General features: G+C 71.4%; 13 protein-coding genes. 3 read left to right on the forward strand and 10 right to left on the reverse strand.

Annotation, left to right across the window (positions count from 1 at the left end):
• Positions 1 to 123: 123 nt before the first annotated feature.
• The 3 genes from ABZ570_RS12075 to ABZ570_RS12085 all read right to left on the reverse strand — a co-directional run bounded on the left by ABZ570_RS12075 (position 124) and on the right by ABZ570_RS12085 (position 2,587).
• On the reverse strand, positions 124 to 1,062 hold the full coding sequence (locus tag ABZ570_RS12075; protein ID WP_358061124.1) for a CU044_5270 family protein: 939 nt from the start codon (positions 1,060 to 1,062) through the stop codon (positions 124 to 126).
• Positions 1,063 to 1,077: 15 nt separating this feature from the next.
• Positions 1,078 to 1,656, reverse strand: coding sequence for an RNA polymerase sigma factor (locus ABZ570_RS12080; RefSeq protein ID WP_358060951.1), 579 nt, complete (start codon positions 1,654 to 1,656; stop codon positions 1,078 to 1,080).
• Positions 1,657 to 1,810: 154 nt separating this feature from the next.
• A complete protein-coding gene (locus tag ABZ570_RS12085; RefSeq protein ID WP_358060953.1) occupies positions 1,811 to 2,587 on the reverse strand; it encodes a class I SAM-dependent methyltransferase in 777 nt (258 codons plus the stop codon).
• A 54-nt stretch (positions 2,588 to 2,641) separates the two neighbouring features.
• Between ABZ570_RS12085 and ABZ570_RS12090 the strand changes: the two genes are divergently transcribed.
• Positions 2,642 to 3,022 (forward strand): PPOX class F420-dependent oxidoreductase, encoded by a 381-nt coding sequence (locus tag ABZ570_RS12090; RefSeq protein ID WP_358060956.1) that lies wholly within the window; start codon positions 2,642 to 2,644, stop codon positions 3,020 to 3,022.
• Positions 3,023 to 3,109: 87 nt separating this feature from the next.
• Here the strand turns inward: ABZ570_RS12090 and ABZ570_RS12095 are convergent, their stop codons facing one another.
• Together ABZ570_RS12095 and ABZ570_RS12100 are read right to left on the reverse strand one after the other, a co-directional pair.
• The gene (locus ABZ570_RS12095; RefSeq protein WP_007073996.1) at positions 3,110 to 3,319 is read right to left on the reverse strand and encodes a BldC family transcriptional regulator; all 210 of its coding nucleotides are present in this window, start codon (positions 3,317 to 3,319) and stop codon (positions 3,110 to 3,112) included.
• A 254-nt stretch (positions 3,320 to 3,573) separates the two neighbouring features.
• Positions 3,574 to 4,413 carry a hypothetical protein gene (locus ABZ570_RS12100; protein WP_358060959.1) on the reverse strand — a complete coding sequence of 280 codons (840 nt, stop codon included), beginning with the start codon at positions 4,411 to 4,413 and terminating at the stop codon, positions 3,574 to 3,576.
• 173 nt (positions 4,414 to 4,586) lie between these two features.
• On the opposite strand from ABZ570_RS12100, the gene ABZ570_RS12105 reads away from it, so the two are divergent.
• Together ABZ570_RS12105 and ABZ570_RS12110 are read left to right on the forward strand one after the other, a co-directional pair.
• Positions 4,587 to 5,669, forward strand: a complete 1,083-nt coding sequence (locus tag ABZ570_RS12105; RefSeq protein ID WP_358060962.1) for a Glu/Leu/Phe/Val dehydrogenase dimerization domain-containing protein — start codon at positions 4,587 to 4,589, stop codon at positions 5,667 to 5,669.
• Between the two features lie 303 nt (positions 5,670 to 5,972).
• Positions 5,973 to 6,188, forward strand: a complete 216-nt coding sequence (locus ABZ570_RS12110; protein ID WP_089004553.1) for a DUF3073 domain-containing protein — start codon at positions 5,973 to 5,975, stop codon at positions 6,186 to 6,188.
• 145 nt (positions 6,189 to 6,333) lie between these two features.
• Here ABZ570_RS12110 and amcA read toward each other — a convergent pair whose 3' ends face one another.
• The 5 genes from amcA to ABZ570_RS12135 form a co-directional block, all read right to left on the reverse strand.
• On the reverse strand, positions 6,334 to 6,570 hold the full coding sequence (gene amcA / locus ABZ570_RS12115; RefSeq protein WP_157744304.1) for a multiple cyclophane-containing RiPP AmcA: 237 nt from the start codon (positions 6,568 to 6,570) through the stop codon (positions 6,334 to 6,336).
• A complete protein-coding gene (gene amcB / locus ABZ570_RS12120; RefSeq protein WP_358061127.1) occupies positions 6,539 to 7,642 on the reverse strand; it encodes a cyclophane-forming radical SAM peptide maturase AmcB in 1,104 nt (367 codons plus the stop codon). The genes amcA and amcB overlap by 32 nt, the downstream gene beginning before the upstream one ends.
• Before the next feature lie 122 nt (positions 7,643 to 7,764).
• On the reverse strand, positions 7,765 to 8,919 hold the full coding sequence (gene purM, locus ABZ570_RS12125; protein ID WP_358060966.1) for a phosphoribosylformylglycinamidine cyclo-ligase: 1,155 nt from the start codon (positions 8,917 to 8,919) through the stop codon (positions 7,765 to 7,767).
• A 62-nt stretch (positions 8,920 to 8,981) separates the two neighbouring features.
• On the reverse strand, positions 8,982 to 10,553 hold the full coding sequence (purF, locus tag ABZ570_RS12130; RefSeq protein WP_358060969.1) for an amidophosphoribosyltransferase: 1,572 nt from the start codon (positions 10,551 to 10,553) through the stop codon (positions 8,982 to 8,984).
• Between the two features lie 160 nt (positions 10,554 to 10,713).
• The gene (locus ABZ570_RS12135; RefSeq protein WP_358061130.1) at positions 10,714 to 11,037 is read right to left on the reverse strand and encodes a sterol carrier family protein; all 324 of its coding nucleotides are present in this window, start codon (positions 11,035 to 11,037) and stop codon (positions 10,714 to 10,716) included.
• Positions 11,038 to 11,150: the final 113 nt, after the last annotated feature.

Consider the following 11,150-nt stretch of genomic DNA (forward strand, 5'->3'; position numbering starts at 1 on the left):
CCGCGGCGCCGCCGGCGGCACCGACGCGCGCCGCGCGCCCGCCGCTGGTCCGGCCACCCGCCCTTTGCTCTGCAGCCACCTACGCAGCGGCGCCCGCCGCCGTCGCTGGACCGGCTTCCGCGGCTACGGATGCTGGCCGATCCGGTCCACGACCGAGAGCCGCAGCACCGCGCTGGCGTACCGGACGGTCCCCCTGGGCTGGTTCTCGAATCGGCCCACCACGATGGATCGCGCACCCAGGAACCGGTAGGTCCGCGCGTCGAAGATCAGCTCTTCCCGGAGGCCGTCGTCCTCCCGGGCCACCGCGACGCCGGGCCGCCCGGCGGCATCGACCACGTGCGGTACGACCTCCACACCGGGAATTCCGGCGGCGGCCTGGAACGCCGCCGCCAGAACCCGCGGTGGCACGTAGGACTCCTTGATCAGGTCACCGAGGGTGATGAACGCCTGCTGGTCGGGCGGGTTCGCGCCGCGCGAGTTGCGGTACAGGTACTCGCGCATGCCGGCCGCATCTGTCGGCAGGCCGACGGGAGCGGCCGGCGCCATCTCAGGCGCAGACACGGGCAGGTCCTCCCACGCTCCGTCCGAGCCCCGGGGTCGGAGCTGGACCAGCCCGTCACGCGTGCCGTCCGCCGACAACCACACCTGCCGCTCATGAGACTCCTGATGCCGCCCGGTCAGCCGGAGCCTGTCCCGCAGACCGCCGGTGTACTCGGTCACCACCATCGAGCTGACCGATTCGACGTACACGAACTGGTCGGGTCGGGGGGTCAGGTCGGGGCCGTCCAGCGCGGTCTCCGCCGCGGCGAGGAGCAGGCGGGGCGCGTCGGCGGAGGCATCGACGGGCTCGACCGGCCCGCCCCGGCCGTAGGCCACCAGCGTGGCCGCGAGCACGACGGCCGCGAAAGCCGCCACGGGCACCAGGCCCCGCCGCCCCAGCCAGCGCCGCCGTCCCACCGTGGCCGTTCCTGACCGGGTCGACGACAGCACGCGGTGCCGCAGACCGCTGGGTGAGTGCGGTTCAGGAGCGAGGGCCTCGCCAAGATCCTTGATCATCGTCATCTCGTCCACCGTTGGCTACCTCTCGTTCCGAACGTTCGTGCCGGTGCCCTCGGCCAGTTGCCGGCGTACCTTCTGCCGGGCGCGGCTCAGCCGCGACCGGACCGTGCCGATCGGCAGGCCGAGCACCTCGGCGGCCTCCTCGTAGCTCAGCTCGCTCCACGCGATGAGCAGCAACAGCTCGCGTTCCCGGGCCGACAGGGCCAGCAGGGCGGCGGCAACGCCGGCTCGGCTCGCCCAGGCCACGACCTCGTCGACCACCCGTTCCGCCGGCCCGTCCACCACCTCGCGCGGCGCACTCGCCACGGCCTTCAGATAGGCGCGCTCCTTCCGGCGGTGCCGGGCGATCTCCTTGATCAGGATGCCGAAGAGCCACGGCCGGGCCAGCGGCCTTCCGCTGTCGTAACGGGCGCGATGGCGGAAGGCCGCCAGGAACGTCTCGGCCACCACGTCCTGCGCCGCATCGGGCCCGAGCCGACGTTGGGCGTACTGGAAGAGCTGTTCCGCATAGCGGTCGTAGAGGACGGCGAAGAGTTCGGGATTCTCCCCGGAGGCGCGCAGGATCGCAGCGTCGTCGAGCGCTCCGTCGGAGGCCACGGGCGTCAGGTTGGCGGCCATGTCAGGCCTGTTCGCATCATGGATGAGCCTTTCGCTCGGCGGGTCTGTCACCTCTTCTCTCCACCGGGCGCTCATCCAGTTCCCGATCCGCCGTGTCGACCCGCCGAAACACCCGCGGGCTCCGGGCCCGCGCTCAGGCCAGCTGCAGCGTTGCCAGGTAGAAGGGGTGATCCTGGTCGTCCACGTCGACCAGTCGCCACGGCGAGCCGTGGACCAGCCCGGCCAGTTCGTCGGCCGAGCAGACCAGATAGTCGAACCACTCGGTGCCGAGCAGCCGGTAGCGCAGCCGCAGCCGGAGCTGGCCGCCGAGCCGGCCCCACCGCCGGTTGCGCTCGTGGTAGCTGACGTGCACCGGATCGGTGGTGCCGTACGGGTCGGTGCCGTGCGCGATCACCTGCGCGCCGGGCCGGGCCAGCGCGGCGAGGGCGGCCAGGAAGCCGGGTGCCCGGTCCCGCCCCTCGATCAGGCCGAGGTTGTTGCCGAGCAGCAGGAAGGTGTCGTACCGCCGGCCGTCGGCGGTGTGCTGGTCGACGGTGCCGTGCACCAGGTCGCGTACGCCCCGGGCGCGACAGACCCGTAGCGCACCGGCCGAGGTGTCCAGGCCGGTGACCGGCACCCCGCGCTGCTGGAGGTGCAGCGCGATCCGGCCACCGCCGATGCCGACGTCCAGCACGTGCCCGCGTACCCGGTCGACGGCCCGGTGGTCGTGCGGCTGCCACGCCTCCGGCGGATCCAGGTAGTGCCCGGCGGGCGCGCCGTTGATCAGCCCGTCGTCCCGCTCGATGATCTCGATGACCGGCCGGGGCAGCCGCCCGCCGGCCAGCGGCCGGGGTCCGACGCCGGTGGCGACGGCGTACGCGTCGCGGATCATCTCGCCGAACACGTCGCCGATCGTGGGCTCCCCGGTCACGCCGATCACGCTAACCGGGCTCGGCGGAGCTGTCGCGGTCATATCCTGGGCGGCGTGACCGACCTGGACCGCCTGGCGGCGGAGAAGTACGTGCTGCTCACCACGTTCCGCAAGGACGGGCGGGCGGTGCCGACGCCGGTCTGGGCGGTGCGGGACGGCGAAGCGCTGGCGGTGTGGACCGCGGCGGACACCGGCAAGGTCAAGCGGATCCGGCGGGACGGCCGGGTGACGGTGGCCCCCTGCGACGTCCGCGGGCGACCGCACGGCGAGGCGGTGCCGGGGCACGCGACGATCTGCGATCTGGCCGGGACCCGACGGATCCGGGGGCTGCTCAAGCAGAAGTACCGGTTGATCGGCCGGCTGAGCCTGCTGGGCAGCCGGCTGCGCCGGGGGGAGACCGGCACGGTGGGGCTACGGATCGTGCTGGACGAATGAACCCCGGATACGACTAAGGGCGGCGGATCGTCGCTGTCGCGTACGACCGGCCGCCCCTGATCGGAACGCCTGAGAAACGTCCGGGTCTCAGTCCCCCTGACGCTGCTGGGGGATCTGCCCCTGCAGCAGGGCCCGGACCTCCGACTCACGGTAACGGCGGTGGCCGCCCAAGGTCCGGATGGCGCTGAGCTTGCCGGCCTTGGCCCACCGGGTCACCGTCTTCGGGTCGACACGGAACATCGACGCCACCTCGGCCGGTGTGAGTAGCGGCTCTGGTTCATGCGTTCGCGATGCCATCGGGGTCACTCCTCCACATGTATAGACATCGGCCGGGGTCCCGCCGGCCGACGCGTCTCCCATGGTCCGGCTAGTCCCCGATGTCCGACATGGGCCGAACGGCTGAAGGTCCCTAGACGGACGGATGAACCATGCCCGATTTTTACGACTTTTATGCGGCAGAAAGTACCTTATTCGGACTCATGATCACGGTTCGTGATGCGTCAACTACGAGACACCTTCGTCTTGAAGGTGCCTCGATCGGACAATTCGGGCTAGTTGCAGCGCTCCAGCAACTGCACCGCCCGCCACCGCGCGACCAGCTTGTCGTACGCCGCCGAGGCCTCCTCGGCCTCGCCCCGGGAGAGCCCGGCCAGCCCGGTCGCGACCAGCTCGGTCGAGTCGTCGGCCGCCAGGGTCTCGTCCGGCAGCAACTGCACCAGGCCGCCGTAGTCCAGCTCGACCACCGAGCGCGGATGGAACTCCTCCAGCCACCGGGCGGCCTCCTCGACCGCCTCGGTGATCGGGGCCTCCCCGACCGTCTTGCGCAGCACGGACAGCGCCCGGGACGACCGGCGGCGGGCCTTCGAGATCTCGGTCCGGTAGCGCAGCGCCCGCCGGTCCGGCTCGGTGACCAGGTGCCGCTCCTGCGCGTCGAAGAGCACGAACCAACGCAGCGGCACCCCCCAGGTGGCGATCTGCTCGTGCACCCGTGGCACCCCGTGCTCCAGCACCCGCGCCCCGCTGCGCCAGTCCTCCACCACCGCCTTGGCCTGGCCGGCCAGCACCGGCGGGACGAACGCGTCCGCCAGCACCGAGGGCACCCCGTCCCGGGCGCTCAGCGCCGCCTCCGCCACCCGGATCCGCAGGTTCCACGGGCAGACCAGCAGGGAGTCGTCGGTCTCCAGCACGTACGCCTCGTCCGGCAGGTCCGGCAGCCGGGTCCAGCCCGCGCCGAGCGCCTCGATCACTGCGGTCCGCTGCCGGACCGGCCCCTCCAGCGGCGCGACGGCCCGGCCCTCGTTGACGTAGCGGCGCCAGAACGACTGGCGGTCCCGATCGAAGGCGGTCAGCGGCTCGTACACGCGCAGGTAAGAAGCGAAGAGCGACGGCACGGCGCGATCCTCCCACGAGTCGGGACCCGTACGTTGCCGGCGTGGCGTGCCGACATGGCGTGCGCGACAGTACGGCTTCGGCCGATATTAGGCTCAGCAGCACCGGCAGCATCCCGCCGGCGTGTCACCAGGGCCGCGCCCCACAAGGGCGCACACCGAAACAGGAGTCAGCCATGGGCGTATTCGCCACCACCGACGACCCGGGATCCACCGGTCACGAACAGGTCGTGTTCTGCCAGGACAAGCAGTCCGGCCTCAAGGCGATCATCGGGATCTACTCCACCGCGCTGGGCCCCGCGCTCGGCGGTACCCGGTTCTACCCGTACGCCAGCGAGGAAGAGGCTCTCGCCGACGTGCTCGATCTCTCCCGTGGCATGGCGTACAAGAACGCCCTGGCCAATCTCGACCTCGGTGGCGGCAAGGCGGTCATCTGGGGCGACCCGGAGCAGATCAAGAGCGAGCCGCTGCTGCGCGCGTACGGCCGTTTCGTCGAGACCCTGGGCGGGCGCTACTACACCGCCTGCGACGTCGGCACCTACGTCGCCGACATGGACATGATCGCCCGGGAGACGCGCTACGTCACCGGCCGCAGCGTGGAGCACGGTGGTGCCGGCGACTCCTCGGTCCTCACCGCGTGGGGCGTCTTCCAGGGCATGCGGGCCGCCGCCGAGCACGTCTGGGGCACCCCGTCGCTGGCCGGCCGGCGGGTCGGCGTGGCCGGCCTGGGCAAGGTCGGCAAGTACCTCACCGGCCACCTGCTGGGCGACGGGGCCGAGGTGGTCGCCACCGACGTCAACCCGAAGGCCCTGGAGTGGGTACGCACGACCCACCCGCAGGTCGAGCTGGTCGACGAGACTGCCGCGCTGGTCGCCTCCGACATCGACGTGTACGCGCCGTGCGCGCTGGGCGGCGCCCTGAACGACGACACCGTGCCGGTGCTGCGGGCCAAGGTGGTCGCCGGTGCGGCGAACAACCAGCTCGCCCACCCGGGCATCGAGAAGATGCTCGCCGACCGGGGCATCCTCTACGCCCCCGACTACGTGGTGAACGCCGGCGGCGTGATCCAGGTCGCCGACGAGATCGAGGGCTTCAACTTCGAGCGGGCCAAGCTGCGGGCCACCCGGATCTACGACACCACGCGGGAGATCCTGCGGCTCGCCGACGACGAGGGCGTGCCGCCCGCGGTGGCCGCGGACCGGCTCGCCGAGCGGCGGATGGCCGACGTCGGCCGGCTCCGCACCATCCGGGTGCGATGAACGTCACGTCGGGGGCGGGCCACCGGCTCCGCCCCCGACGCCTGACGGCAGCCCGATTGCCGTTACGCTGGAAATTGGGGCATTTAGGCCCGGTTTGACCGCTGTCACGGCCGACCCCGGGGGTCGCTCCTTACCCGGTACACTTTGTGACGGCCGGATAACTGCGACGCGCAGGGCCGGCAGACGGTAACCCGAGGTGCCGAACGGTGGCATCCCCATGTACCGTAAGAGCCACGAGAGATGCCTGACGTCATCGGGGCCCGCCTTCGGGCTGCCCCGCATTCTGTGCGAGGGGGTCGAGCCATGGGGCGCGGCCGTGCTAAGGCCAAGCAGACAAAGGTGGCGCGGGAGTTGAAGTACCACTCCCCGAACACCGACCTCGCCGCCTTGCAGCGAGAACTCGGCGGCAGCGGAAAGTCGAACCGCGACTTCGACGACGACTACAAAGAGTATGTCGACGACGATGACGAGGACCACGCGGACGAGGACCCGGACACCTGGGTTCGTCCGACCCGCTGACCTCCGGTCACATCTGAGCACGCGGGTAGGCCCCGCGTGCTCACGCATGTGCCCTGCGAAAGCCGGCGTACGACCGACGATCAAGGACCTGCCGCACCGGGACGCCCCTATGCGGCGGCAGGTCCTTGATCGCGGAGTCGCACCCTCAACGGGGGCGGTTGTTCCAGTTGTAGAACGTCGGGATGTTCTCGAAGTGGTTCCACGCGCACACCGCGCTGGCCCCGTCGCCACCCGACACCTCCGCCCGCAGCAGCCGCGCGGCCTCGGCCTCGTGGAGCAGTGCGGTCAACCCCACGGCGGCTTCCCGCACCCGCTCGACGACCGGGTCCGGGTCAGCTCTCCCGACGCGCTCAGGCTGCCGGTGACTGGTGTCCTCGGGCATGCTCCAACACTCCCTCCAGTAGGCGGATCTTGCTGTTGCGGCAGTGCTCGGTCTCCGTACCGTCGAAGCGGCCCTGCTCGAAGTAGCGGTTGGCGGCGTGGCCACCACCGCAGAAGCCGAAGTACGGGCAGGACGACCGGCACGCCTCGACACCGGCAAGGAAGTCCGTCACCCAGGGGGTCCGCCCCACGCCGGCCAGGATCTCAGCCAGCGGCGTGGTCAGCACGTTGCCGCTGCCGAAGTCGCCGTACCGGGGATCGGTGAAGCCGGCCAGCTCCGGGGAGAGCACGACCACCGAACCGTCGTGGGCAACGGTGGGGATCGGGTCGAGCTGACGGGGCAGCAGCTCGTCCGCCGCGCCGGCCAGGACGGCCCCGGCGTACCGCAGGGACCACTCCACCTCACGCAGGTGGATCCGCGGATTCCGGCGCCACGCGCCGACCAGCTCCGCCCAGAATCCGGTCACCGCGGCGGCGTCCCGGGCGTTGCTCCGGGTGTTCACCCCCTCGGTCTCCTCGATGTTGATGCCGAGCACGTCGCAGCCGAGGTCGAGGAAGTAGTCGTACAGCTCGGTGGCGAGGCCGGGGCCGGGCCGGGACACCACCGCGAGAGCCGAGAAGGGCAGCCCGTGCCGGCGCAGCGCCGCCACCCCGGCCAGGATCCGGTCGTACGCGGGCCGGCCGCCCCGGGTGACCCGCTCCGCGTTGCGCTCCCGCGGCCCGTCCACGCTGACGCTGACCCGGACGCCGTGCTCGGCGAAGAACTCGCACCAGGCATCGTCGATCAGCGTGGCGTTGGTCTGGACGTGGTGCTCCACCTCGGGCTCGAACGGGGCGAGCAGGGCCGCCAGGTGCTCCCGGCCGGCCGCGAGGGGCTCCCCGCCGTGCCAGACGACGGAGAAGCGTCCCGCCGCCGCCCACGGGTTCACCGACGTGGCCACCGCCTCGGCGACCGCGACCGGCATCCGCCGGTCCACCGCCCGCATCGGCAGGTAGCAGTAGGCGCAGTCGAGGTTGCAGAGCGTGGTCGGCTGCATCACCACGTACGACGGGACGGCGGCGATGCCCCGCATCCCGGTGTGCGTACGAGCGGCCATCAACCCTCCCCCGTCAGCCGAAGTGCCCTTCAGGCTAGGCGGCGGCGGCCACTCGGGTGAACCCCCGATCAGGTGCTTGGCCGATCACCAGGCAGCGATCAACCCCGGGTGTGGTGACCGATCATCTGCACGTTGCCGGAACCCTCGATGATCTCGCCGGCCTGCCAGGCGTCCACACCACGGCCGGTCAGGGTGGCCAGCGCGCGGTCGGCGTCCTCGGCGGAGACGATGGCGAACATGCCGACGCCCATGTTGAACGTCGCCTCCATCTCCGGGTCCTCGATCCGGCCCTTGGACTGGATCAGGTCGAAGACCGGCTGCGGCTTCCAGGTGGAGCGGTTGACCACCGCGTCGACGTGCTCCGGCAGGACCCGGACCAGGTTGCCCGGGATGCCACCGCCGGTGACATGGGCGAACGCCCGCACCTCGGCCTCGGCGATCAGCTTGAGGCAGTCCTGCGCGTAGATCTTGGTCGGGGTGAGCAGCTCCTCGCCGAGGGTCCGCTGCCGGCCGAAGTCGTCGATCACCACGTCCAGCCGCATCCGGCCGGCGCCGAGCAGCACGTGCCGGACCAGGGAGTAGCCGTTGGAGTGCAGGCCGGAGGAGCGCATCGCGATCACGACGTCGCCCACCTCGACCCGCTCCGAGCTGAGGATCTCGCTCTCCTCCACCACGCCGACGCCGGTGGCCGAGATGTCGTACTCGTCCGGGCGCAGCACGCCCGGGTGCTCCGCGGTCTCACCACCGAGCAACGCGCAGCCCGCGTACCGGCAGCCGTCGGCGATGCCCGCGCCGATCTCGGCGACCTTGTCCGGCACCACCTCGCCGGTGGCGATGTAGTCGAGCAGGAAGAGCGGCTCCGCGCCGCAGGCGACCAGGTCGTCGACCACCATCGCGACCAGGTCGATGCCGACCGTGTCGTGGATGTCGAGCTGCTGGGCGATCACCAGCTTGGTGCCCACACCGTCGGTGGAGGAGGCGAGAATCGGGTTCTTGTACTTCTGCGTGTCCAGCCGGAACAGGCCGGCGAAGCCGCCCAGGTCACCCATCACCTCCGGGCGCCGGGTCTGCTTGACCTTGGACTTCAGCAGCTCGACCGCCCGGTCGCCCGCCTCGATCGACACCCCGGCGTCGGCGTACGAGACCGAACGTTTGCGTGTCGTACGGCCGGTGCCGGCCGTCCAGGGCTGGCGGTCGCCGCCGGCGCCCGTCGGGCTGGTTCCTGCGCCGCTGCGCTCGGACACGTGCGTCACGGTTCTCCCCTTTGTGTTTCTCGCGGGACCGGCCCGGTGTGGCCGGGCCCGCGTCGGTGGCGCTATGGGCGATGGCTAGCGGCCGACGGCTTCAGGCCGACGCGCGCCGAGCTGAAGCTGTCGTTGAGTGCGGTGGTGTTGTCGTCGACGGTGGCCTCGGGGGACGCCTCGGCGGCGACCCGGCGGCCCACCCCTTCGAGGACGTGCTTGCCGATCAGGTGCCCGGCCGGCAGCTCGATCGGGTACTCCCCGTCGAAGCACGCCCGGCAGAGCCGGGACTTCGGCTGCTCGGTCGCGGCGATGAGACCGGACAGCGAGACGTAACCCAGTGTGTCGGCCCCGATGGACCGCCGGATGCCCTCGTTGTCCAGCCCGTTGGCCAGCAGCTCCGCCCGGGTCGCGAAGTCGATGCCGTAGAAGCAGGGCCAGCTGACCGGCGGAGAGGAGATCCGGACGTGGACCTCCAGGGCGCCGGCCTCGCGCAGCATCCGCACGATGGCCCGTTGGGTGTTGCCGCGGACGATCGAGTCGTCCACCACGACCAGGCGCTTGCCCCGGACGTTCTCCCGCAGCGGGTTCAACTTGAGCCGGATGCCGAGCTGACGCAGGGTCTGGGACGGCTGGATGAAGGTGCGCCCGACGTACGGGTTCTTCATCAGGCCCTGGCCGTAGGTGATGCCGGACTCCTCGGCGTACCCGATCGCGGCCGGGGTGCCGGACTCGGGCACCGGGATCACCAGATCGGCCTCAACCGGGTGCTCCCGGGCGAGCTGGCGGCCGATCTGGACCCGGGCGGCGTGCACGTTGCGCCCGGCGATGGTGGCGTCCGGGCGGGCGATGTACACGTACTCGAAGAGGCAGCCCTTCGGCTCCGGGGCGGCGAACCGGGTGGAGCGCAGCCCGTCCTCGTCGATGGCGATCAGCTCGCCCGGCTCGACCTCGCGGACCACGCTCGCACCGACGATGTCCAGCGCGGCGGTCTCGCTGGCCACCACCCAGCCGCGCTCCAGCCGGCCGAGCACCAGCGGGCGCACCCCGTGCGGGTCGCGGGCGGCGTAGAGGGTCGACTCGTCCATGAAGACGAAGCTGAAGGCGCCGCGCAGCCGGGGCAGCACCTCCAGCGCGGCCGCCTCGACGGAAAGATCCGGCCGGCTGGCCAGCAGCATGGTGACCAGGGAGGTGTCGTTGGTCGAGCCGTCGGAATCCAGGCCCCGCTCGGCCACCTCGCGTTGCAGCTCGGCGGTGTTGACCAGATTGCCGTTGTGGGCCAGCGCGATCGTGGTGCCGGCACTGGTCGCCCGGATGGTCGGCTGGGCGTTCTCCCAGGTCGAGCCGCCGGTGGTGGAGTAGCGCGCGTGGCCGATCGCGACGTGCCCGCGCAGGCTGGCCAGGGTCGGCTCGTCGAAGACCTGGGCGACCAGGCCGAGGTCCTTGAAGACCACCACGCTCGAGCCGTCGCTCACCGCGATCCCGGCGGCCTCCTGGCCGCGGTGCTGGAGGGCGTAGAGCCCGAAGTAGGTCAGGTTGGCGACCTCTTCGCCGGGCGCCCAGACGCCGAAGACGCCGCACGCGTCCTGCGGGCCGGGTCGCTGGGGGTCAAGGTCGTGGCTCAGCCGGCCATCGCCTCGGGGCACCTGCCGCTCCCTCGCTGGTCTGGACCGGGCTGGCGGAGTCGGGGGGCAGCTCCGCGCGTACAGCCGGGACCGTCGTCGCCTGACAGTGTACGCGAACACGAGTTGACACCGACAGTCACGATCTGCCTGCAAACAGTAACTCAGCCGGGCACCCGCCCAGCTAGAGCGGCAGGTGCGGGGAGAGGTCCGCGCGCACCCCGCTCACCCGTACGCGACCCTGGGTGACCGCCTCCGCCCAGCCCAGGCGCCCGGTGGCCAGTGCCAGCCAGGTGGTTGGGTCCATTTCCACCACGTTTGGTGGTGTTCCTCTGGTGTGTCGCGGCCCGGCCACGCACTGGACGGCACCGTAGGGTGGGACCCGCACCTCCACCGATCGGCCGGGGGCGCGCTCCGCGAGGACAACCAAGAGGGCACGTACCGCCTCCCGGAACACCGGCCGTTCGGGTGTACGCCCCTCATCCAGCGCCGTCAACGCCGCCGCGATCGCGGCCGACTTGGAGTGCGGAGAGGACACGACGGGACGATACGATCCGACAGCAATTCGGTCGACGCCGGCCCTGGGTAGAGATGTTCCAGTCAGACAAGGCATAGTTGCCG

It is taken from the genome of Micromonospora sp. NPDC007271, assembly GCF_040634005.1.
In the GTDB taxonomy this organism is placed as follows: domain Bacteria; phylum Actinomycetota; class Actinomycetes; order Mycobacteriales; family Micromonosporaceae; genus Micromonospora.

Coding starts and splice junctions, on each gene's coding strand:
- ABZ570_RS12075 (WP_358061124.1), bottom strand. CDS start 1,062: ATGACGATGATCAAGGATCTTGGCGAGGCCCTCGCTCCTGAACCGCAC.
- ABZ570_RS12095 (WP_007073996.1), bottom strand. CDS start 3,319: ATGGCATCGCGAACGCATGAACCAGAGCCGCTACTCACACCGGCCGAG.
- ABZ570_RS12105 (WP_358060962.1), top strand. CDS start 4,587: ATGGGCGTATTCGCCACCACCGACGACCCGGGATCCACCGGTCACGAA.
- ABZ570_RS12110 (WP_089004553.1), top strand. CDS start 5,973: ATGGGGCGCGGCCGTGCTAAGGCCAAGCAGACAAAGGTGGCGCGGGAG.
- amcA (WP_157744304.1), bottom strand. CDS start 6,570: ATGCCCGAGGACACCAGTCACCGGCAGCCTGAGCGCGTCGGGAGAGCT.
- amcB (WP_358061127.1), bottom strand. CDS start 7,642: ATGCGGGGCATCGCCGCCGTCCCGTCGTACGTGGTGATGCAGCCGACC.